17 protein-coding genes are annotated in these 21,965 nt (G+C 69.9%); 8 read left to right on the top strand and 9 right to left on the bottom strand.

What is annotated here, in order from left to right:
* Nucleotides 1–586 precede the first annotated feature (586 nt).
* The 6 genes from AQI88_RS16660 (at nt 587) to AQI88_RS16630 (ending at nt 10,324) form a co-directional block, all read left to right on the top strand.
* Complete coding sequence (locus tag AQI88_RS16660; protein WP_066999067.1) at nt 587–1,414, top strand: FAD binding domain-containing protein; 828 nt, start codon at nt 587–589, stop codon at nt 1,412–1,414.
* Nucleotides 1,411–4,128 (top strand): molybdopterin-dependent oxidoreductase, encoded by a 2,718-nt coding sequence (locus tag AQI88_RS16655; protein WP_066999064.1) that lies wholly within the window; start codon nt 1,411–1,413, stop codon nt 4,126–4,128. The genes AQI88_RS16660 and AQI88_RS16655 overlap by 4 nt, the downstream gene beginning before the upstream one ends.
* A gap of 6 nt (nt 4,129–4,134) precedes the next feature.
* A complete protein-coding gene (locus AQI88_RS16650) occupies nt 4,135–5,109 on the top strand; it encodes an antibiotic biosynthesis monooxygenase (RefSeq protein ID WP_066999061.1) in 975 nt (324 codons plus the stop codon).
* Nucleotides 5,110–5,715: 606 nt separating this feature from the next.
* Nucleotides 5,716–8,451 (top strand): helix-turn-helix transcriptional regulator, encoded by a 2,736-nt coding sequence (locus tag AQI88_RS16640; protein ID WP_079057608.1) that lies wholly within the window; start codon nt 5,716–5,718, stop codon nt 8,449–8,451.
* A gap of 217 nt (nt 8,452–8,668) precedes the next feature.
* Nucleotides 8,669–9,067, top strand: coding sequence for a hypothetical protein (locus AQI88_RS47700; RefSeq protein ID WP_244184158.1), 399 nt, complete (start codon nt 8,669–8,671; stop codon nt 9,065–9,067).
* A gap of 405 nt (nt 9,068–9,472) precedes the next feature.
* Entirely contained in the window at nt 9,473–10,324 is an 852-nt protein-coding gene (locus AQI88_RS16630; RefSeq protein WP_066999052.1) for a hypothetical protein, read from the top strand.
* 200 nt (nt 10,325–10,524) lie between these two features.
* On the opposite strand, the gene AQI88_RS16625 is transcribed toward AQI88_RS16630, so the two are convergent.
* A complete protein-coding gene (locus tag AQI88_RS16625; RefSeq protein WP_159050347.1) occupies nt 10,525–11,136 on the bottom strand; it encodes a substrate-binding domain-containing protein in 612 nt (203 codons plus the stop codon).
* A 597-nt stretch (nt 11,137–11,733) separates the two neighbouring features.
* Nucleotides 11,734–12,771 (bottom strand): helix-turn-helix transcriptional regulator, encoded by a 1,038-nt coding sequence (locus tag AQI88_RS16620; RefSeq protein ID WP_066999045.1) that lies wholly within the window; start codon nt 12,769–12,771, stop codon nt 11,734–11,736.
* Between the two features lie 155 nt (nt 12,772–12,926).
* On the opposite strand from AQI88_RS16620, the gene AQI88_RS45940 reads away from it, so the two are divergent.
* Both AQI88_RS45940 and AQI88_RS16615 read left to right on the top strand, forming a co-directional pair.
* The gene (locus tag AQI88_RS45940; RefSeq protein ID WP_159050345.1) at nt 12,927–13,082 is read left to right on the top strand and encodes a hypothetical protein; all 156 of its coding nucleotides are present in this window, start codon (nt 12,927–12,929) and stop codon (nt 13,080–13,082) included.
* Between the two features lie 363 nt (nt 13,083–13,445).
* On the top strand, nt 13,446–13,955 hold the full coding sequence (locus AQI88_RS16615) for a hypothetical protein (RefSeq protein WP_066999042.1): 510 nt from the start codon (nt 13,446–13,448) through the stop codon (nt 13,953–13,955).
* Between the two features lie 126 nt (nt 13,956–14,081).
* Here the strand turns inward: AQI88_RS16615 and AQI88_RS16610 are convergent, their stop codons facing one another.
* The 7 genes from AQI88_RS16610 to AQI88_RS16580 form a co-directional block, all read right to left on the bottom strand.
* Entirely contained in the window at nt 14,082–15,317 is a 1,236-nt protein-coding gene (locus tag AQI88_RS16610) for a cytochrome P450 (RefSeq protein ID WP_066999039.1), read from the bottom strand.
* A 33-nt stretch (nt 15,318–15,350) separates the two neighbouring features.
* Complete coding sequence (locus AQI88_RS16605) at nt 15,351–16,337, bottom strand: amidohydrolase family protein (RefSeq protein WP_066999036.1); 987 nt, start codon at nt 16,335–16,337, stop codon at nt 15,351–15,353.
* A 129-nt stretch (nt 16,338–16,466) separates the two neighbouring features.
* On the bottom strand, nt 16,467–17,495 hold the full coding sequence (locus AQI88_RS16600) for an isocitrate/isopropylmalate dehydrogenase family protein (RefSeq protein WP_066999033.1): 1,029 nt from the start codon (nt 17,493–17,495) through the stop codon (nt 16,467–16,469).
* On the bottom strand, nt 17,492–18,706 hold the full coding sequence (locus tag AQI88_RS16595; protein ID WP_066999030.1) for a pyridoxal phosphate-dependent aminotransferase: 1,215 nt from the start codon (nt 18,704–18,706) through the stop codon (nt 17,492–17,494). Before AQI88_RS16595 ends, AQI88_RS16600 begins: the two co-directional genes overlap by 4 nt.
* Complete coding sequence (gene leuD / locus AQI88_RS16590) at nt 18,703–19,335, bottom strand: 3-isopropylmalate dehydratase small subunit (protein ID WP_066999027.1); 633 nt, start codon at nt 19,333–19,335, stop codon at nt 18,703–18,705. The genes AQI88_RS16595 and leuD overlap by 4 nt, the downstream gene beginning before the upstream one ends.
* A complete protein-coding gene (gene leuC, locus AQI88_RS16585) occupies nt 19,335–20,744 on the bottom strand; it encodes a 3-isopropylmalate dehydratase large subunit (protein ID WP_066999024.1) in 1,410 nt (469 codons plus the stop codon). Before leuC ends, leuD begins: the two co-directional genes overlap by 1 nt.
* Nucleotides 20,744–21,946, bottom strand: a complete 1,203-nt coding sequence (locus tag AQI88_RS16580) for a LeuA family protein (protein WP_066999021.1) — start codon at nt 21,944–21,946, stop codon at nt 20,744–20,746. The genes leuC and AQI88_RS16580 overlap by 1 nt, the downstream gene beginning before the upstream one ends.
* Nucleotides 21,947–21,965: the final 19 nt, after the last annotated feature.

The following is a 21,965-nucleotide window of genomic DNA, read 5'->3' as shown; positions in this document are numbered from 1 at the left end:
CGGACACGGACACGGACACGGACACGGACACGGACACGGACACGGACACGGACACGGGGCTGGGTCACCGCCAGTCCGACGGTGGTGGGCGGCACGTCCAGAGCGACGGGTATCTCGGGCGGCAGCCCGGCGATGATGAACACCTCGGCCCCGGTGGCGAACGAACCGACGGCAAGGATGGCAATGGACATGCCCTGCGTACGGTTGTGCCGGCTCGGGCGTAGCCCGCTCCCTGCGGCGCGCTCGCGGGCCCTGGTCCTCGCCTGCGCGAGCGGCTGGAACGGTGATGCCTGCAGGTCCGGGAGGGACCTGGAGGCATCGGTACCTCCGCTTCAGGCGCCGTCGGCCACCGGAATGTGACTGTCCGGGATGGGTCGGCTGCTTTCAGTTGTCCTCGGTCGGATCCCCATCCGCATGCTGCGATAGGCTGGGACAAGAGTGTCTGTGCCCGCCGGTCCCTCGCGGCTCAGCTGCCCCGAACGGTGCGGCACGGTGGCCAGCATCTGCTCGGTCAGCGGGAAATCAACACCAGAAGTGCCACGGGACAGTTGTCTTCCGTAGGCCCGTTCTCCCGTAGGTCGGTTTCATGGACCTCAACACCATCACCGAAGTAGTCCGGCGACCGTCCGAGCGGCCAGGCATGGACTGGCACGAGGGCGACGCCTGGCTCGCAGGCGGAACATGGCTCTATTCCACGGAGCAGCCGGACCTGCGACGGCTGATCGATCTGACGGCGCTGCGTTGGGAGCCTCTTGTCCCGACGGACGAGGGTCTGGAGATCAGCGCCACATGCACCATCCGCGACCTGTACGCCTTTCCATGGCCGGAGGGCTGGACCGCCGGAAATCTCTTCCGGAAAAGCTGCGAGGCATTCCTGTCCTCGTTCAAGGTCTGGAACGCGGCGACCGTCGGCGGAAATATCTGCATGTCCTTGCCCGCCGGCCCGATGATCACGTTGACGGTCGCGCTGGAGGCGCAGTACGAACTGTGGGCGCCCGATGGCTCCGTGCGCTTCGTCGACGCCCTCGATTTCGTCACGGGCGACCACCGCAACGTCCTCGCCCCCGGCGAGATCCTTCGGCGCATCACCATTCCGGAGCACGCGCTGCGCAAACGCACCGCGCACCGTCGCTTCACGCTGACCCGGCTCGGCCGTTCGACGGTGTTCCTCGTCGGCACACAACGGCTGGGAGCGAGTGACCTGTTGCTCACCGTCACCGCCGGTACCACGCGGCCGGTCCGCATCGCCTTCGACTCCCTGCCCGATGTTCGAACCCTGCGCCAGAGCATCGACGCCGTGCCGGCCGACGTCTGGTTCACCGATCCCAACGGGACCCCTGACCACCGTCGGCATCTGACACGGCACTTCGCCGAAGAGATTCGCCGCGAACTCACGGCTGGGGACCTGGCATGAACTACATCGTGAACGGCAGGGAATTCGACCGGGAGCCAACCCCCGGCCAGTGCCTGCGCACGTTCCTGCGCGAACTCGGCCACTTCGGGGTCAAGAAGGGGTGCGACGCGGGCGACTGCGGCGCCTGCACGGTGTGGCTGGACGGCGCACCGGTACACAGCTGCATCACCCCCGCGTTCCGCGCGGACGACCGCGAGGTGACCACGATCGAGGGCCTTGGACGGCCCGGTGCCCTGCATCCCATGCAGCGGCAGTTCGAGGACGCCCCGGGGTTCCAGTGCGGTTTCTGCACCGCAGGGATGATCATGACGTCGGCGACCTTCACCGAGAACCAGAAGGCGGATCTGCCACGGGCGTTGAAGGGCAACCTCTGCCGCTGCACCGGATACCGGGCGATCGAGGACGCCGTGAAAGGCGTCAGCGCCGTGGAGACGGCAGCACCGGGCAAGGCCGTCGGGACGAGCGTCGGCGCGCCCGCGGGCCACGACGTGGTGACGGGTCACGCCGAGTTCACCATGGACACGCACATCGACGGCATGCTGCACCTCAAGGTGCTGCACTCACCCCACGCGCACGCCCGGATCCTCTCGGTCGACAAGAGCGCCGCCCTCGCGGTGCCCGGCGTGCAACGGGTCTACACCTGGGAAGACGTACCCCGTAAACGCTTCACCACGGCGATCCACACCGACCACCTGGTCGACCCGGACGACACCTTCGTTCTCGACGACACGGTCCGTTTCGTCGGCCAGCGCGTCGCCGCGGTCCTGGCCGACACGGTCGGGGCGGCCGAGGAGGGGTGCCGGCGCCTCACGGTCGAGTACGAGGTGCTGCCGGCGGTGTTCGACCCCGAGGCGGCGATGGCCGACGGCGCACCCCAACTGCACGGCTGCGACGATCCGTTCGTCCGTGACCCCGCCCACAACATCCTTGTCGAACTCCACTCGCACATCGGCGACGTCGACGCGGGATTCGCCGCGGCCGACGTGATCCACGAAGGCACGTACTTCTCACCGCGGGTGCAGCACGCGCATCTGGAGACCCACGGTGCGATCGCCTGGATGGAGGACGGCCGGCTGAACGTCCGCACCAGTTCGCAGTCACCGTCGATCGCGAAGGTCAAACTGGCGTACCTGTTCGCGCTGCGCCCGGACCAGGTGCGGGTGTTCTGCAAGCGCGTCGGCGGTGGATTCGGGGGCAAGCAGGAGGTGATCGCGGAGGACCTGGTCGCGCTGGCCACCCTGGACACAGGCCGGCCCACCTGTCTCGAGTACACCCGTGAGGAGGAGTTCACCACGGCCTCGCCGCGGCATCCGATGACCCTGACGGTCAAGCTCGGGGCGAAGGCCGACGGAACGCTCACCGCGTTCCAGGTACGCAACGTGTCGAACACCGGCGCCTACGGCAACCATGGCGGCGAAACGGTGTACGCGGGCGGAGCCGCCGTCATGATCTACCGCTGCCCCAACAAGAAGTACGACGCGTACTCCGTCTACACGAACACCGTGCCGAGCGGGGCGCTGCGCGGCTACGGGATGACACAGCCGGCGTTCGCAGTGGAGTCCGCGATGGGCGAACTGGCCCGCGCCCTTCACCTCGACCCGCTCGAACTGCGCCGACGCAACATCGTGCGGCCGGGTGAGCCCCTGGTCGCCATGCACGACGGCCCCGACGACGTGATCTTCACCGAGGACGGACTCGCCAGGTGCATCGACCTGGTGGGTAACGCCCTGGCCCGTACGGCGGACCAACCGCCCCCCGGCCCCCAGTGGCTCGTCGGAGTCGGCGTGGCGAGTTCCCTGCACGAGACCGCGCCCCCGACGGAACACCTCTCCGAGGTTTGGGTCACCCTGGGAGACGATCTCATCTACGAACTGGCCGTCGGGACCGTCGAGTTCGGGGAGGGAACCTCCACGGCTCATGTCCAGATCGCGGCCAACCAGCTGGGCACGACGCCCTCGCGGATCCGCCTGGTGCAGTCCGACACCGACCGCACGGGATTCGACACCGGTGCCTTCGCGAGCGCGGGCCTCTTCGTGGCAGGCAATGCGGTCCTGCGGGCGGCCAATGCCGTGCGCGACCGCATCCTGGAATACGCCGCGGCGTACACGGGCGTCCATGTCGTGATGTGCTCGATGGACGACGACGGTGTCGTCTGCGGGGACCGGCGGGTGTCACTGGCCGAACTGGTCACGCTGGCCCGGACGCGTGGAATCCGTTTCACCGCCGCACGCAAGGCGTACGGCTCGCCCCGGAGCGTCACTTCCAACACGCAGGGGTTCCGGGTCGCCGTACACCGCGTGACGGGTGAGATACGGATCCTGTACAGCGTGCAGGCGGCGGACGCCGGAGTGATCATCAACCCGGCGCAGGTCCGGGGACAGATCGAGGGCGGTGTCGCCCAGGGAATCGGCTTCGCGCTGACCGAGAACCATCACGTCGACGACAGCGGCGTCATGGTCAACCCGAACTTCCGGAACTACCGCATCCCCACCTACGCCGACATTCCCCGTACCGAGGTCCTCCTGGTGGGCTCGGCGGATTCGGTGGGCCCCATGCGGGCGAAGGGGATGGCCGAGTGCTGTATCAACCCGGTGGCCCCCGCGCTCGCGAACGCGGTGCATGACGCCACGGGCGTCCGCTACCGGGCGTTGCCGCTGACTCCGGAACGCATTTACGGCCGACTCCCCGCGGAGCAGTCGGTGTCGACAGGTTGAGTCACCATGAACACCGAAAAGAACGTAGCCGCCGCGGCGACGGCGATCATCGGCCAGAAGGTCCTGCCCGGGACGGAGCGGGAGTTCGAGACATGGCAGGAGGACCTCAATGCCGCGGCCGCCTACTACCCCGGTTTCCTCGGCGCCGAGATCTCCCCGCCGACACCGCTGCAACCCGATTGGGTCGTCGTGTACCGGTTCGACTCGGTGGCGCATCTGCAGGCGTGGATCAACAGCGCGACCAGGCAGACGTATCTCGACGTCGGTGCCAAGTACTTCGACGGTCCGGCGACCCAGCAGGTGGTCAGCAGCGGCAGCCAGTCACTGGATCCGCTGGTCACCGTGGTGGTCACCCACCGCGTCCTCCCGAACCAGGTCGACGACTTCCTCGCCTGGCAGCACCGCATGGTCCAGGAGGAGAGCAAGTTCGAGGGGTTTCGCGGGACCGAGCTCTTCCGCCCCATCGAGGGGCTGCAGGAGGACTGGACCACGCTGTACCGCTACGACAGCGCCGAGCACCTCGACGCCTGGCTGACGTCGCCCGAGCGGCAGGAGATCCTGGCCGAGGGCGAGAAGTTCAGCGACTTCAAACTGCATACGATCGACAACTCGTTCGGCAGTTGGTTCGCCTTCGAGGGCAACGGCAAGGAGGCACCGCCGCCGCCCTCTGAGACCAGGACCTCCCTCGCCATCTGGGTCGGCCTGTACCCGACGGTCGTGCTGCTGACACTCGCTCTGTCCCCGCTGCACATGCCGCTCTGGACCGGCCTGCTCGTGGGCAACCTGCTGTCGAGTTTCCTCATGAGCTTCCTGACCATGCCCTACTACGTGAACCCGCTGCTCGGGCGATGGCTGCGGCCACCGCCGGAGGAACCGGCGGCGAGGAGCAACCTTCGTGGTCTCGGTATCGTCGCGGTGGCGATGGCCCTCTGGGCTGTCGTCTTCTACCTCGTCACGGTCCGGTTCTGGACGCTGCCCTGACCGACGACCGCCCGGACGGTCGTCGACAGGGTGTACAGCAGGCGCTGCCGCTCGGGGTGCGGGGCGAGGAGATGGGCGGTGAGGAGGACGGCGCTTCCCGTGGCCCTGATGCAGTGGGCTCGGCAACCCACGTGCACGCATTCGCGCGGTGGCCGAAGAACAGCGTGCCGGCCGGCTCCGCGCGTCCGTGGTTCGAGAACCGTCGCTGATCCAGCATGTGGGGAGCGTGGGGAGCGCCAGTTGCCACGGTCCGGAGCGTTGGCGAGTGTCTGGCGGGAGCCGGAGGGGAACGGTTCAGGGTTGCCCCCTGGTCCTCCGCCGCCATACACGGTGGGAACGGGCCGGTCGCGGGAAGCGAGCAGGATCGCCCGCCTCCGCGTCTGAGGCACACCGAAATCGGCGGTGTCGAGGATGCCGGTCCGCGCTGAGCCGTCCGCCGGTCCGCACCGGAAGGCTGCTGGGCGCCGCTGCCCGCCCGGCACTGTCCGGCCGCGTCAGGCCCTCCTTGCAGGAGCGCCGGCTCCGCGCTCTCATCGCCCTCTCCAGCTGCGGCGTCCGTACTCTTGACGGGTCGGCTGTCACGGGAAACAACTATTGTGCCGTTTCATGACCGATGACTTGCAGGGTCACATACTGCCCCTCGCCCGCGAGGAACGTGGTGGCGTACGTCCGTTGATCGGACGAGAGGCCGAAGTCCAGGCGCTGACGGGAGCCTTGGCCGGACTCGAGAAGGGGTCGGGGCGAGTCGTCGCGCTCGTCGGGGAACCAGGCATCGGCAAAAGCGCTCTCATGTGGGCCGTCGCGGCCGAGGCACGAGCCGCTGGAATACCGGTGTGCGCAGCTCGTGGGCGGGCCGACACCGCGTCCTCCCACGCCGGCGGCCCGCACCTGCAGGACGTCCGCGATGTCGCCGCACGCGCAGCCGAGGGCGGTCCTTTGCTGGCCGTGGTGGAGGACTTCCACCTCCTTGCAGCGGACCAGCTCCCGTACATGGAGCAATTGCTTCAGGCGACCGCTGCAGGTCGAGTGCTGTGCCTCGTGGCCTACCGGCAGCGACAGCTTTCTCCCAGGTTCGCGGAAATGGTCTCGCGGGCGGCGTCCGTGGGTCTTCTGGAGGTGTACGACCTCGGACCGTTGTCCCGTGAGCAGTCCGCGAAGCTGCTCGGAGACCATCCGAACCCCGACGAGGTCCACCAGGAGACTCTGGGCAATCCGCAGTACCTCAAGGTACTCGGAGCCCATGGTCAGACCGGCGCCGAGGCTGTCACGGCTATTCTCGGAGAGCTGGCCGGTCTCGATCCCGACGCTCTCTCGGTGCTCCAGGCCGCGGCAGTCCTCGCCGAGCCGTTCCATCCGGAGCTGCTGGCCGCCGTCGCCCGGCAGGAGGTAGCCGTCACCGTTCGTGTGCTGGACGCCCTCACTCGCCTCGACCTGGTCCGACCTGCTGAGCCCGCACCGCGACTCGCGCTGCGCCACCGGGCGGTGAGCGACGTCGTCTACGAGTGGCTCGAACCCAGCCGACGCACCGACTTGCACCGGCGGGCCGATTCCGCTCTGGCCGAGGAGGCCGCTCCCCTCTCAAGGCGTGCCCACCATGTCGCCCGCGCCGCGGATCCGGGCCGTCCGGAGCACGTGACGATCCTGATCGCCGCCGCACGCAGCATTCTGTACAGCTCGCCTGCCGTGGCAGCCGGCTACCTGAAGGCCGCGCTGCCGCTGCTTCGCGAAGGTCAGGATCACTGGCACGAGGCACAGGTTCTCCTTGCTCGCGCCCGCTTGTTGACCGGAGACGCGTCCCAAGGCCGGGAACTGCTCGACGCCCTGCGGTCGACCATGCCCGGCCAGTCCGGCGAGGTGACCGCGCTCGTCGACTCGAGCCGGATCGAGCGGCGCCTCGGGCGGTACACCGAAGCGGGCGCTCTGGCACGTTCCGGCCTTGCGGTGCTGGCCGACAAGGACGCGGCGATCGCGGCCGCCCTGCACACCGAAATGGCCGACCACACCTACGACCTCCAGGAGTACGAGGCCTCCCGGCAGCACGCCGACACAGCCGCAGCGATCGCCCACCGGCACCGCGACCACGTCGGCGAGGCCCGGGCCCTGGCACAGGCCGCCCTCGGCTACCTGTTCACCGGCGACCTGACCACGGCACAGGCACGGGCGACGACTGCAGCCGAACTCATCGACTCCTCCTCCGACGCCTCCCTGTTGACCAACCTGGATGCCTCGGTGCAAGTGGGGCTGACCGAAGGAATGCTGGGACGGCTGGTGGACGCCGACCGGCACCTGACGCGTGCGACGACCTTGTCCCGACGGACCGGCCAGACCTACATCGAGCCGCAGATTCTCACCGTGCTCGCCAACGCTCAGCTGCGATCCGGCAACTTGGACAGCGCGCTCGCCACCCTTGAGAGGGTCACCCTCCGCAGAGAAGGAGTCGTCAGTCCGTCAGAGGAGGCCGTCGGCGCCATGGTGCGGGCCGAGGCCCTCTTCTGGCGGGACGGTTCGGGCGACCTGCGGGAGGCGGAAGCGTCGGCCGCACGCGCCCTCGCCGCCGCCGGTGACACACCGACCGCGTGGGCGGTCACCGTCCGATGCTTCCACGCCGAACTCGTCCTGCGCACCGGTGACCCCGCGCGGGCCCGATGGCTCCTGCTGGACGCCGCAGGCGGCGCCGAGCTGCCCAGGCTCACCGCCTGGCGCAAGCCCCGCTGGTGCGACACCTTGGCCCAGGCGTCGCTCGCGATGGGTGACCGTGAGTCCGTCGAGCACTGGGCCCGGCTCGCCGAGCGTTGCGTCGAACAGCTCCCCTCTCCCGGCCGGACGGGCTTCGCCCTGCGCGCCCGCATGAGAGCCCACGCCGCACGCGGGCAGACGGTACCCGCACTGCAGAAGGCTGTGGAAGCGTTCTCCGACTTCTCCCTCAGCGGTGAGCGCATCGAGGCATGCAGCACCCTGCTCGCGGCAGCCGAGCTGTCCCTGGACGCGGGACGAACCCAGGGCGTGGCCGACTGGATCAACGGTGCGGCGATCCTCGCCGACCAGTGCGGCTCCGGCCGCCTCATCGGTGACGTCGACCGTCGGCGGACCCGACTGGCCGACCACGCGGGAACGACCGACACGCTGCCGTCATTGACGGCGCGCGAACGCGAGATCGCCGACCTTGCCAGTACCGGCATGACCAACGTCGGGATCGCCACGACGCTCTTTCTCAGCGTGCGGACCGTGGAGACCCACCTGAGACAGGTCTACCGCAAGCTCGGCGTCTCGAACCGAGCCGCCCTCACGCGCATGATGATGGACAACGCCGCCCCTCAGGCGCCACGGACCGCTGCCGACTGAGGCGGAGCCACACCTGGCCTCGCTCGGCGCGGTGTTCGCGCCCGTCCGACTCCGGCACACAGTGAGAGGCAGGGGTCGGTGAAGCTGCTGATCGGCGAGTACTGGAGGCAGGCGGTCCGCACACATGCGGGCACCCACGTGCGAGGCGTCTTCTGGCCCGCCTCGTTTCCACAGACGCCCAGGGGGCCGGGTCACGGCGCACGCGCTCGCCGCGCTCATGATCGTGACCGCCGTGTGCGGAACGTACATCACCTTCTACTGGGCCGACGACCCCCAGGTCGACGACCAGTCCCGGGCCGGCGTTCTGTGGCAGGGCGCGACCGCGATGGCGATACCGGTGCTGTCGATGTGCATGGTGCTGTCCCGTGCGTTGCGGGGCAGGTTCGGCGCGCCGTACTGGCTGCTGACCGCGCTGGCCGCGGGATCGGCGGCCGCATGGCTCACGTGGGCTGTCTCGCATCGCCGGCCGACGGTCCTCTACGCGATCTGGCTCGTCACGGTGGCCGTCGTCGTGGTCGTGACCCTGGCCCCGCAGTTGCACTCGGCCCAGACCTGCGGCTTCGAGTCAGGGGCAGAAGGGACGCCGGGTGGCTTTGCCCGGGAGTACTCATGGTGAGTTCACTGATCGTGCGTGCAAGCGAGCTTCAGGGGCACCTGTGATCAGCGTGGCAGTGGCCCGGCCGGAACTGGAACCTCCCACCCACCGACACCGCTTACCCGCTGGAAGCATCCCCCTCGCACCAGACCCGGCATGGTGATGGCGGACCGCGCGTGCTCGGGCGGTGTTGCTCATGCCGGCCCGTTCAGCGGGTTCTGCGGCGGACTTGCGTAGTGGACTGCGTGATTGCACGGATGCGGGACCGTGCCGTGCGCTGCGTACTGTGCACCGGTGAGATTCAAGCCCTCAACGTGCCGCACGGCCCGAGGCTTCGTCTCTATCGGTTTCGACCGATTTGCACACGTCAACAGGCCCGGCCGGAAGGTACTTCGGCGGGCCACTCTCGATACCAGGGGGATTCACATGCGTACGCATGCCACGGCCGCTGTTGTTTCCGGTGCCATCGTCGTGTCCGCGCTCGCTCTTCCGGCAGCCGCTCAGGCGGCGGAGCGTCCGGGTGCGTCCGCGAGGCTCGGCGCCTTCACCGCGAAGACCGCCCACCCGGACACCTCGCTGGGCAACATCACCTTCTCGAAGGCCGTCATCAACGGCGGCAAGGACATCGTCCTGGGCGTCACCACCAAGAAGACCGTCATCGTCACGTACACCGCCACCAGTTCGAGCGGCGTCGCGCTCACGGAAGCCTTTCTCTGGCAGGGCACCGACAGCTCCAGCACGGACACCATCACCGGTTCTCTGGGCACCGGCGACGACCCCGTCTGCACCGAGTCGACGACCCGGACCGGCGTCTACAGCTGCAAGGCCGTCTTCCACATCAACGCGGCTTCCGATCTGAAGAACAACGGTGTCGCTGGGACCTGGAAGCTGTTCCTCGGCGGCTACGACCTCTACGCGAACGCCAGCTACAACGACGACGTCGCTACCACCAGGATCAAGGAGGCCTCCCAACTGACCCTCGACGCCACCCCGGAACCGGTGAAGAAGGGCAAGACCATCACCGTCACCGGCAAGCTGAAGCGCGCCAACTGGAACGACGGCACGTACGCGGGCTACACAGGACAGAAGGTGCTGCTCCAGTACCGCAAGAAGGGCAGCCACACCTACGCCACCCTGAAAACGGTCACCAGCGGCGCCGGCGGCGCGCTCAAGACCACCACCAAGGCCACGGCCGACGGCTCCTACCGCTTCTCCTTCGCGGCCAACACCACCACCGCCGCCTCCACGTCGGCCGACGACTACGTCGACGTCAAGTAGCTTCCGGCGCAAGGCCTATGGCCGACACCTTCCCCAGCGCAGCGCACCTCTTCGTCCCGCGGCCCGCACGAGCGCCTTCACCATCCCGGTCGGCGAACGCAGCGCCACCATGACCATGGACGGGACGAGCGTAACCGTCGTCAGATCGGCGCACGCCTCGCCCAGCGACCGGTGCCCGCCGGACAGAGGTGGGCACCGACTCAGGTGGTGGACATCCCGCGTGCGGGTCCGGTGCTCTCCCGGACGACCAGGTGTGTGGCAAGCTCCATCCGCAGCGTGGGGCCGGGGAGCACCGTGTCCGCGCCCTGCAGCACGATGCGGGTGGCAAGGGCCGCCATTTCGCGCACCGGTTGACGCACCGTGGTCAGCGGCGGGGACGCCCAAGCGGCGTTCGGGACGTCGTCGAACCCGACGATGCTCACGTCGGTCGCGACTCGTAGCCCGGCCTGCCGGATCGCCTCGTATGCGCCCAGGGCCCCCTCAAGTGCTGCGCGGTATCCGTCCAGCCGCGCCCGCGCGCACAGGGCTTTCTCCAAGCCCTGCAGGATGCCGATCCTGCGGTGGCCCAGGTCGGGCAGGTGCCGGGTCGCGGCCATGCCGCCCTGCCAGTTGGTCGCGCCGACCGTCGGCACCCCTGCGTCGGGGCTGCCGACCGGGTCAACCAACGCCATAGGAATATCAAGGGACTTGACGCCGATGCGCTGCGCCGGGGTGAGGTCGGTGACCACCAGGATGATTCCGTCGGAGCCGCGCTTGGACGCGTCGTCCAGCCAGCGCAGGGTGTCGGTGGTGGTTCCGTGGGGCGGAGTCACCACCACCTCGGCGCCGGTGCTCGGCCTCCTCGCTCTGTACCCCCTGCATCACCTCGCCTGCCCACAGGCTGTCCACCTCCCGGATGACGAGGTCGACCAGCCCGACCGTCTTTCTTCGGACGGGCGCGGCGGCGCAGGGGCTGCAGATCTGGGACTGCTGGGCAGCCTCCAACCAGGGCTGGTTGCTGAAGTAGCGCGACGTAGGGAGCCCAGCGGCCATTCCGTTCACCGGGATGGGGCCCCGGGTACCCCAGGATGAGCGGTGCCCGCTGGTGGGAGCGCTACCACCAGCGGGCGTCACCGAACGACGCAAAACCACGCTGCCGCGTGAGTTCTACGAAGCCAACGAGATCGCGACAGAACGGATCGTGCTGCACGCACCGCGGTATACCGGAACTGAATGCCGCGGTCGAGGAGTTGGAACCTCCCGGCGCAGGGCCGTCCCCGACAGGGTGATCGGCTGTCGCCGCGCGAGCAGGAGGGTGCGGAGCTCGCCGGGGATCCGTCCGAACTACCCGACCGAGTGAGCCATGACGAAGGCGATCGCCGCGAAGCCGGGCATCGGCGCGGCACAGACGGCGCGAACCCTGGTCTGCCTCAGGCGTCCTCTCTCGGCTTTGTCTCCGTCGGAGTCGGCTCGGGGGACGGTGGCAGCAGGCCCGCCTGAGCCGCCAGGACTCCTGCCTGGAAGCGGCTGTCCGCGCCGAGTGTCTGCATGATGTCGGCGATGTGCTTGCGTGTGGTGCGCAGCGACATGCCTGTGCGGCGTGCGATCGACTCGTCCTTCAAGCCGCTCGCCAGCAGCCGCAGGATGGTCTCGTCCAGTTCCTTCGCGATTCTCTTGAGCCCTTGGGCTCCGGCGTCCGAGAACGGCTCGGCGTAGGCCCAGGTGTGCTCGAAGACCGAGCGCAGGTAGCTCACGATCGACGGCTCCCTGATGACCACGGCTCCCCAGGTGTCCTGATGCTCTGGGATGAAGGCCAGGCTCTTGTCGAAGACGATGAGCCGTCCGAAGAGCTCGTGGGCTGTGCGGTATTCGGCGCCCAGTGCCGTGGCTCGGGCCACGTAGGCCTGGCTCGGGGCGTTGAACCTCGCTGTGTGGCTGTAGAGCGTCCGCATGCGGACACCGCGGGCCAGCAGCACCGTGTCCCGTTGCCATGCTTCCTCCAGCACCTCCGGCACCCGGTTTCCGCCGGGCTGGCTGGTGAGGATTTCCTCTGAGACACTCACGGAGGCGCGGTCCAGAGCGGCGCGCACCTCTTCGACCGTGGGGATGAGTTCCACGCCATCGGAGCCATGTGCCTGGGCATCCAGGTAGTAGCTCCTCAACCTGCTGAAGTCCCGCTCGACTTGGAAGAGGCTTTCCTGGCTCTCCTGGATGCTTTCACGCAGCGGCCGGGTGAGCACGGACGCCACCAGATCCGGGTCCAGCGCGTTGACCCGTGACGGCTCAGCGGGATCGACGCGGACGAGCCCGGCGTTCTGCAGTACGCGCAGCGAACGCCCCACGGCCGTCCGGCCGAGTCCCAGGTCCGCTGTTGCCCGATCCACGTCCCACGTCCGGTAGGTCAGCACCCACTGATAAACCGTCATGTCGTTCTCGCTCAGGACGGGGGTGAGTGTTTTGTCTTCCATACACCTTTTCTTCCCTGTTCGCTTTGATGCTCGGCAGCTTGGTGAACGGCCGGCCCGGCGGGCCGGGGTCCGCGCCGGAGCAACAATGATCACGAGTCATTCCGAGCTGCGGGGCCGCCCGTTGGAGAGCGCCCCGCCAACCCATGAGGAGAGCCATGAGAATCCTTCGGCCGGTCATCGCCCTTGTGTTCGCGGCGGTGCTCGTGGTGGTCGGTAAGCAGGCGGTCACGCACGACATCTCCCCTCACACGGGCGGATCGGCATCGGTGGTCGAGGCTGGGGACACGGGGTGGGGAGGCCACCACCACTGAGATCGCTCGCGAACCGTCGTGGCCGCCAAGGCTGACGGACGCGGAGAAACCGACTCCGGGAAGGAGGAGGTCGAGATCGGCTGACTGGTTCCCGTCCCCCTGACCCGGGTCAGGACCCGGAGGTGCCGGGCTCCCGTGCGGAGACGGACGTTCCGGGCTCGCGAGCCGGTCCCGGATCGCACATGACCGGCGTGTGCTCCGGGGAATCGGGCGCCTTGGATTCCCCGGAGCCGGCGGAACGGCAGCGCCGCAACCACTGTGATCACGAACACTGCGTCCGTTCCGCCGATTCCAGGATGCGCGCCTCCCGTCAGGCACGGCGGGGCCCATCCGCTACCGCTGCACGTGGGAAGGGCTGGACGGATGCCACTGTCCGCTGAGGACTTTGAGGCGTTCCTGTCGGACGTGGTCCTGTGCCTGTCGATCCAGCACCGCGGCCGAGTCGTCGTGGTCTGGCCGCGGGGTGCGGACGCGGTGGTGGAGACCCTGTCGGACCACTACGAGCGGCAGTCGGCCGCCGACGCCGGCGACGGCTCGCCACCCGGCCGGCTGGCCGCGCGACTGAAGGAGCTGCTCGGCGAGGCGGTCACCGTCACCTGCCGGGCGCTGTCGGCCCGCGGAAGCGGCAGCGATCCCGAGCTCATCTACCGAACGGAATCGGACACGCTGCTGCTCACCATCCGCGGGGGATTCCGTCTACGGGTCAGCCCTTTTGACGCCGCGCACGAGCCGGAACCCCTCGGCCCGCTCACCCTCAGGCTGCGGGCCGGTGAGGTCATCTACACGCCGAGGGGCTTCATCTGCGAGTTCTCCGAAGCACGTGCCCGCTGCCTGCTGCTCGAACTGTCGCTCGGGGCGCAGGGTTCCGGGTGAGTCCCGTCCGCGTCCGTGTCGTCCCGCCGCCGTTACGGCGGACCGAAACATCGAGCCCGCCCTCGGCAGTCGCCCGAGGGCGGGCTCGTCCGGCGTCCGCGCCGACCTGCTCGTACGCCTCGCTCGTCAGACGAACAGCGGGACCGCGTCGAACGAGGTGGATCCGAAGGCTGCCCGGCGTACGGGCCGCAGGGTGCCCGGGCCGGCGTCGGGACACGAGGCGTGAAAGGCCCGGAAGAGTGCCGCCATCGACTGCCGGGCGAGCACGGAGCCCAGGCAGAAGTGCCCGCCGCGGCCGAAGGACAGGTGACGGGGCCCACGCCGCCCGACGTCGAAGGCGTCGGGGTGGTCGAACACCGCCGGGTCGCGGTTCGCGGCGGCCAGTACGAGCACCACCCGCTCTCCCGGGGCCGCCGTCCTGCCGTGTCCGAGCTCGACGCTGTCGAGTGCCGTGCGCGGCGCGAAGTGGAACGGTGCAGACAGCCGCAGCGTCTCCTCCACGGCTGCGGTGCAGCCGGCCTCCCCGTCATCCAGCACGGCACGCTGTCGCGGGGCCTCGGCCAGCATCACCAGCCCGTGGACCGCCGCGTTCGCCACCGGATCGACTCCACCGGTGAGGATCTGGGTGAACGTCGCGGTCACCTCGTCCGCAGCGAGGCGACCGTCCTGATGGAGGCCGTGCAAGAGGGCGGCCACCGGTCCCTCTTCCCGCGGCAGCACACTGTCCGTCACATACGTGGTGAGGGCGTCGATGGCTGCGCCCGTGGCGAGCGCGGCCGGAATGTCGAGTTCGGCCGTGCTCAGGTAAGTCATCACCTGGTCCGACCAGCCCAGCACCGTCGCCCGCTCGTCCTCACGGATACCGAGGAAACGGCAGATGACGTCGAGCGTGTAGGGGCGCACCACGTCACGCAGGAGATCGGCGCCGGTGCTCCCCAGGACCGCCGTGCGGCGGTACGCGGCGTCCTCCAGCGCCGCCCCATGGGCGGAGACGGCGTGAGGTGTGAAGACCCGTTGGACGTGCCGTCGGACCGCGCTCTGATACGGAGGGTCGGAGAAGACCAGCCACTTGCGCAGGAACCGCTCGACCGGCGCGAAGGCCGCCTGTTCCTCGGCCGTCATCGCGGCGAGCGCGGCCGACTTGTCCCGGGCGCCGAGGTGGTCGTTCCGCAGCAAGCGCTCGACATCGTGATAGCGCGTCAGGTACCAGCTTCGGGTCGCCGGATTCCAATGGACGGGATCGTGTGTGCGCATCGCGGTGTAGAACGGCATGGGGTCGAGCAGCACCTCGGGGTCGAGGATGCGGTCCGGGTCGAACGTCCGGGATCGGTTCGGCAGGGTCCTGTGGGTAGTGGTGTGCACGTCAGCTCCGTCCGTGATCTGGCTGTCCGTCGGTCATGCGTCCGCGCCCGGGCCGAACAGCAGCCGCAGCGCGGTGCCGTGCAGCAGCGCCGCGCTGTCCAGGCCGGCCATCTCGCCGGCCGCGCGGACGCGGGTCACGGCGTCGGCCACGCTCGCGCCGAGCACCCGGCCGTCGTCCCAGGGCTGGAGGTGCCAGGGGGTGTCGAGGGAGAACATGAGCGCATCCGGGTTGCGCTCCATCACGCAGGCGAGGCGACGGTCGGCGAGCGCCGGGTCCGGCCGGCCTACGGTGCGTTCGCACACCGCCTCCCACGGCCCCAGGTCGGCGAAGACTCCCGGCTGGTCGAGCACCGTCGGCAACTCCGGTGCGAGGAAGGCGAGATGCGCGATGCTCACCCGTACTCCCGCCCTCGCCGCGACCGGCAGCGCATGGGTCCGGATCTCGTCCAGGTCGCCCAGCCGCCCGGTGGGCGAGCAGTGGATGACCGTGGGGATGTTCCACTCGGCCGACAGGTCCAGGTAACCCGCCGCCACGTGGTCGTCCACCGGGCTTTCCAGGGCGGGCGGATGCCACTTGAGCGCGAAGATCTCATCGCGCCGATGGCGGAGTTCGGCGGCGAAGTCCTCAGCGCTGCGGAAGGGGTCGACCAGCGCCGCAGCCATGGGAACCCCTCCGTCCGGCCCGTGCCGGTCGCGGTACCGTGCGCAGTCGTCGAGCAGGCGCAGATTGCGCTGCCGGATGACGTCCGTGCACGTCGCGGGATCCACCGGTGCGCCCTGCGGTTTCAGCGCCCGGTAGAACGGCATGGGCAGCACCAGGGCCCCGACCGGGCCGACGGCAGCGCCGATGTGCTGCCGGGCCACCGACCGCAGTAGGCCCATGAGCGTGTCCACACTCTGCTGGTAGCGGTGTTCGACGCCTTCGCGGTGGTGCACCAGTTCGCTGCCCGCGTGCTCATGGGCGCTCACCAGCGAAGCGCCGCTGCGCAGCAGGAGTTCCACCGCGTCCTTGACGCTCATCGGGGCACCCCGCCCTGCGCCAAGGGGATCACGGCCCTCTGTTCATGACGGAGGGGAGGTTGTGGTGATGTGTTCATCATGGGCTCGCACGACGTCGTGGGCGGAGAGGATCAGGGCAGACGTATCGCGTCAGTCGAGCGCGGCTCGGATGGCGGCTCCCGCCTGACGAGTCGTCAGAGTGCCGCCGAGGTCGGGAGTGCAGCGCCGGTCCGCGATGCTGCGGGCGACCGCGCTGCGCACGGCCAGGGCCTCCTGCGGATGACCGAGGTGCTCGATCATCAACGCGGCCGACAGCACCGCGCCCACGGGGTTGGCCGAACCGGTGCCGGCGATGTCGGGAGCACTTCCGTGCACCGGTTCGTACAGGCCGAAGCCGGTGCGTGCGTTGAGGTTGGCCGAGGCCGCGGTGCCCAGCCCGCCCCCGAGCTGGGCGGCCAGATCGCTGAGGATGTCCCCGTGGGAGTTGTTGGCGACGATGACGTCGAACGCGGTCGGATCGGCCACCAGACGCATCGCTGCCGTGTCGACGTACTGGTGGGTGGCGTGGATGCCTGGCCACTGCGCGCACTGCTCCGCCCAGCAGCGCTGCCACAGCCGCCCGCCGTGGGGTACCGCGTTCGACTTGTCCACCAGGCACACCCCGGTACGGGCGATGGAGAACGCGTAGGCGATGACCCGGGAGACCCCGGCGTGGGTGTTCACCTCCACGTCGAGGGCGGTCTCCAGCTCCGAGGAGCCGCGCAGCGCACCGCCGATGCCCGCGTACAGGCCCTCGGTGTTCTCCCGGACGATCACGCAGTCGATGCCCCGTCGCTTCTCGTCGCGCAGCGGGCTGAGGCGGTCGTGCAGCAGCGTCACCGCGCGATGGTTGACATACAGGTCCAGCTCGAACCGGAGCCGCAGCAGCACGCCGCGGGCGTAGTCGGGCGAGGTGACCCGCGGATCACCGACGGCCCCCAGCAAGGTGGCGTCGCTGGCGCGTACACGGTCCAGGTCACTGTCGGACAGGGCCGCGCCGGTACGCAGGTACGACTGCGCGTTGACGTGGTCCAGCACGTCGTAGCGCAGGCCGAGCCCGAGGGCGTCCAGCGTCTCGATGGCCTCCGGCACCACCTCCCTGCCGATCCCGTCGCCGGCGATGACCGAGATGACTGTCATGGTGTACTCCGAATCTGCGAAGCCGAAGCCGATGCCGTGCGTCGGCTGCCGAAGAGGCGGCGCTCCACGTCGTCGAGCATGTCCGGGGGGCGGTTGAAGGCGATGCGCACATAGGGGCGGGCCCGTTCGGCGGTGGCGAAGAACGGCCTGCCCGGTGCGACCAGCACGCCGTGCTCGCGAAGCAGCCGGGCGGCGAACGTCTCTCCGTCCTCGTCGGTGACCCCGTCGATCCGGCCGAACGCGAAGCACCCGCCCTGGATCGATCCGAACCGCAGGCCCAGGCGCTCGAAGAGGGCGACCGTCCGGTCCCGCGCCGACTGGAGCTGCCTCAGCCGCTCGGACGTCCCTGCGTCTGTCAGACCGGTGCTCCCGAGGGCCGCCTGAAGAGGCGCGGCGGTGCCGCTGGTGGTGACCTCGTGCACCCGGCGCAGGACCGCCGTCAGGTCGGCGGGGGCGCGCAGGTGGCCCAGCCGCCATCCGCTCACGGCATGGCTCTTGGACAGCGAACCGATCACGACGCTGCGGTCGCGCAGCGCCGGGACGTCCGCCACCGACAGATGCCGTGCGCCGTCGTAGACCAGGCTCGAGTAAACCTCGTCGCTGACCACGGTGGTGTTCCAGCGCTCGCACAGCGCGGCGATCTCGTTGAGCTCGTCGAGATCCAGGGCCCGGCCGGTCGGGTTGGCCGGGGTGTTGAGCAGCATCACCCTGGTGCGCGGTCCGAAGGAGCGGCGCAGCGTCCGCGAGTCGTACCGCCACAGCGGCGGCTCCAACGGGACGAACCGGGGCACGCCGCCGGCCAGGGTGATCGCGCCGAGGAAATTCTCGTAGAACGGTTCGAGGACCACGACCTCGTCACCGGGGTCCACCAGTGCCTGGAGCGCGACGCACAGCGCCTCGGTACCACCGGCGGTGACCGTGATCTCGGTCCGCGGATCGGCGGGCGTGGACAGCGACCGCGCGATCCGTTCACGCAGCGCCGCCGCCCCCGCCGGTGACTCGTACTGGTTGCGTCCGGCGCGCAGCGCGCTGACGGCCGCGTCCACGACCGGCGGTGGGGTGGCGGGCAGTAGTGGTGTGCCGACGGCGAGGTCTGCGGCACCCGCCTCCTGAGCCAGCGACAGCAGGCGCGCGAGCGCACCGTCGCGCAGGCCCTGCGCCCGCCGTGCGATGTGCCGGGCCGGCGCCTCGGGGGCGGCGGACGCGGTCATCGCCGGCCCCGCGAGGACATGGGCTCCCCGGTGAGGCTCCCCGGGGCCATCGACGGCAGCCAGGGCCTGCGGTCGCGCTCGTAGCGGAGAACGGCGTCCTGCCCGCGCAGCGTGACCGCGATGTCGTCCAGACCGTTCAGCAGCAGGAAGCGGGCGTGCTTGTCCACGGTGAACGGATGGCACCCGCCGGCCGCGCGCAGCTCGAGCCGGTGCAGGTCCACGGTGACGGCCAGATCCGGGTCGGCCTCCACGGCGTCCGCCAGCGCGCCGAGCGTTTCGGCGGGCAGGGCGACGGCCAGCAGCCCGTTCTTGAGGGCGTTGCGCAGGAAGATGTCGCCGAAGCTCGACGCGACGACCACGGCGAACCCCCAGTCCCGCAGCGCCCACACGGCGTGCTCCCGGGAGCTGCCGGTGCCGAAGTTGGCGCCGCCCACGAGCACGGACGCCGTGCGCGCAGCCGGCCGGTTGAGGACGAAGTCCGGGTCCTCGCGCCAGTGGGCGAACAGGGCGTCGTCGTAACCGCTCTTGGTCAGACGCTTGCAGAACGCGGCGGGGACGATCTGGTCGGTGTCGACGTGGTCGCGGCGCAGCACGATCGCCCGCCCCGTGTGTTCGGTCAGTGGTTCCATCACAGGCCCCCGTCCAGTTCGGTGGGCGACGCCAGCCGTCCCGCCACGGCGGACGCCGCGGCGGTGGCCGGTGAGACCAGGTGGGTACGGGCCCGGTCGCCCTGGCGGCCCTCGTAGTTGCGGTTGGAGGTGGACGCGACGCGTTCGCCGCCCCGCAGCCGGTCGCTGTTCATGCCCATGCACATCGAGCAGCCGGAGAGCCGCCACTGCGCTCCGGCCGCGAGGAAGTCCTCGTGCAGTCCCTCCTCCTCGGCCTGCCGCCGGACCTCCATCGAGCCGGGCACCACCAGCATCCGCACCCCGGGGGCCACCGTGCGGCCGCGCAGGACGCGGGCGGCGGCGCGCAGGTCCTCGATCCGGCCGTTGGTGCACGAGCCGAGGAACACCGTGTCGATGGCGACCTCACGCAGCCTGGTGCCGGGGGCGAGACCCATGTATTCCAGGGCCCGGACCGCCGCGGCCCGCTCGCCCGGGTCGGTGAACGACTCCGGGTCCGGCACCGCTGCGCCGAGCGCAACGGCCTGGCCGAGGTTGGTACCCCAGGTGACGAACGGCGTGAGCCCCGAGACGTCCACCGTGACCTCACGGTCGAACTCGGCGCCGGGGTCGGTGCGCAACTCCCGCCAGAACGCAGCCGCCCGCTCCCAGCCGGCGCCGGCCGGCGCCAGCCGGCGGCCCCTCAGGTACGCGGTGGTGGTCTCGTCCGGGGCGATGAGACCCGCGCGGGCGCCGGCCTCGATGCTCATGTTGCAGATCGTCATGCGGCCTTCCATCGAGATGGCCTCGACGGCTTCCCCGCTGTACTCCACCACATGGCCGCGGGCGCCGTTGGCTCCGATCCGCGCGATCACCGCAAGCGCCAGGTCCTTGGGCGTCACATCGGCGGGTGTGGTCCCGGCGAACCTCACCGCCATCGTCCTCGGGCGGCGCAGCGGCAGGGTCTGGGTGGCCAGGACGTGCTCGACGTCGCTGGTGCCGATGCCGAAGGCGAGCGCGCCGAACGCGCCGTGGGTGGAGGTGTGGCTGTCGCCGCACACCACGGTCATGCCCGGCTGCACCAGGCCCAGTTCCGGGGCGACGACGTGCGCGATGCCCTGGCGGGCCGAGCCGTGGGTGAAGTGCTCGATGCCGTGCCGGGCGCAGTTGCGCCGGAGCTCCTCGACCTGGGCGCGGCCCAGGGGGTCCTGGATCAGCAGGCTGTCGGTCGGGACGTTGTGGTCCTCGACCGCCAGGGTCAGGTCCGGGCGGCGCACGGTGCGGCCCTCGCGCCGCAGGCCGTCGAAGGCCTGGGGCGAACTGGCCTCGTGCACCAGGTGGAGGTCCACATAGAGCAGGTCCGAGCCACCGTCCGCCGAGTGGACGACGTGATCGTCCCAGATCTTGTCGATGATGGTGCGTGCCCGTCCCATCAGGCACCCGTCTGCGACAGCGCGGCGTCGGCACGCAGGCCCGGCAGCTCCTGGAGCAGCCGTTTGAGGTCGTCCGCGGACAGGCACGTGCCGTCGCTGCGGTCGGCCACGTGCTCCTGGTAGACGGACTCCACCAGCGCGTCGCCGAAGGGCACGCCCAGCTCGCCGAGCAGATGGCGGATCACCGCGCGGCCGGAGTGCCGCCCCACGAGCAGCGACCTGGTACGCCCGAACCGCTCCGGCTCCACATACTCGTACGTCACCGGGTTGCGCAGGATGCCCGCCTGGTGGATGCCCGCCTGGGTGGCGAAGGCGTTGTCGCCGAAGATGGCCTTGTTGCGCGGCGGGACCAGGCCGATGGTCCGGCACAGCAGCCCGAACGCCTCGTAGAGCCGGGTCGTGTCGATCGACGTGGTGGCACCGAACCGGTCGCCCTTGTAGGCGAGGACCGCGGCCAGCTCCTCCAGGGGGGTGTTGCCGGCCCGTTCGCCGATGCCCGCCAACGTCGTCTGCACCTCGTCGGCGCCCGCCTCGATCCCGGCCAGGGCGTTGGCCAGGGACAGACCCATGTCGTGGTGGCAGTGCACGGAGAGCGTGACCCGGTCCGGTATCCACGAGCGCACCCGCGCCACCAGGGACCCGAACTCGGCGGGCACCATGTGACCCGTCGTGTCGGCGAGGACGACCGTCCCCGCTCCCTCGGCGAGCCCGGCCTCGATCAGCGGCCGCAGCAGGTCGTCCGCCCCGCGGCTCGCGTCCTCGATGGCCAGCGACATGTCGTCGAGGCCCAGGGACCGGGCGAAGCGCAGCGCCTCGACGGCCTCGCGCAGCCCTTCCTCCCGTGTGATGCCCCGCTTGTGGCGCAGGTGGATGTCGCTGCCGGTGACCATGACCTGTATGTGGTGGCGCTCGACACCTGCCGCGTCCACCGCCGCCTGGATGTCGTCCCGGCAGGCCCGGGTGAGCGAGGAGACGCGCGCCGTGGTCAGCGCGTCGGAGATGAGCCGCAGGGCCTGGAAGTCGTCGGCCGAGGAACTGGGGAATCCCGCCTCGATGACGTCGACGCCCAGTGCCTCCAGCGCCAGCGCGATCTCCAGCTTCTGGCGCGCCGACATGGCGTTGCCCGGGGCTTGTTCGCCGTCCCGGAGGGTGGTGTCGAAGACCGAGATCCGCCTCGGTCCACGGGGTTGGTCGGAGCCCATACCGTTCTCCATTCCGATG

The sequence above is a fragment of the Streptomyces cellostaticus genome, from assembly GCF_001513965.1.
In the GTDB taxonomy this organism is placed as follows: domain Bacteria; phylum Actinomycetota; class Actinomycetes; order Streptomycetales; family Streptomycetaceae; genus Streptomyces; species Streptomyces cellostaticus.
This window is presented reverse-complemented; position numbering and strand designations above follow the sequence as displayed.

Bases quoted from the DNA above. Each gene is read 5' to 3' on its own strand.
- AQI88_RS16660 (WP_066999067.1), top strand. From the start codon at position 587: ATGGACCTCAACACCATCACCGAAGTAGTCCGGCGACCGTCCGAGCGG.
- AQI88_RS16655 (WP_066999064.1), top strand. From the start codon at position 1,411: ATGAACTACATCGTGAACGGCAGGGAATTCGACCGGGAGCCAACCCCC.
- AQI88_RS16650 (WP_066999061.1), top strand. From the start codon at position 4,135: ATGAACACCGAAAAGAACGTAGCCGCCGCGGCGACGGCGATCATCGGC.
- AQI88_RS16640 (WP_079057608.1), top strand. From the start codon at position 5,716: ATGACCGATGACTTGCAGGGTCACATACTGCCCCTCGCCCGCGAGGAA.
- AQI88_RS47700 (WP_244184158.1), top strand. From the start codon at position 8,669: ATGATCGTGACCGCCGTGTGCGGAACGTACATCACCTTCTACTGGGCC.
- AQI88_RS16630 (WP_066999052.1), top strand. From the start codon at position 9,473: ATGCGTACGCATGCCACGGCCGCTGTTGTTTCCGGTGCCATCGTCGTG.
- AQI88_RS16620 (WP_066999045.1), bottom strand. From the start codon at position 12,771: ATGGAAGACAAAACACTCACCCCCGTCCTGAGCGAGAACGACATGACG.
- AQI88_RS45940 (WP_159050345.1), top strand. From the start codon at position 12,927: ATGAGAATCCTTCGGCCGGTCATCGCCCTTGTGTTCGCGGCGGTGCTC.
- AQI88_RS16615 (WP_066999042.1), top strand. From the start codon at position 13,446: ATGCCACTGTCCGCTGAGGACTTTGAGGCGTTCCTGTCGGACGTGGTC.
- AQI88_RS16605 (WP_066999036.1), bottom strand. From the start codon at position 16,337: ATGAGCGTCAAGGACGCGGTGGAACTCCTGCTGCGCAGCGGCGCTTCG.
- AQI88_RS16600 (WP_066999033.1), bottom strand. From the start codon at position 17,495: ATGACAGTCATCTCGGTCATCGCCGGCGACGGGATCGGCAGGGAGGTG.
- AQI88_RS16595 (WP_066999030.1), bottom strand. From the start codon at position 18,706: ATGACCGCGTCCGCCGCCCCCGAGGCGCCGGCCCGGCACATCGCACGG.
- leuD (WP_066999027.1), bottom strand. From the start codon at position 19,335: ATGGAACCACTGACCGAACACACGGGGCGGGCGATCGTGCTGCGCCGC.
- leuC (WP_066999024.1), bottom strand. From the start codon at position 20,744: ATGGGACGGGCACGCACCATCATCGACAAGATCTGGGACGATCACGTC.
- AQI88_RS16580 (WP_066999021.1), bottom strand. From the start codon at position 21,946: ATGGGCTCCGACCAACCCCGTGGACCGAGGCGGATCTCGGTCTTCGAC.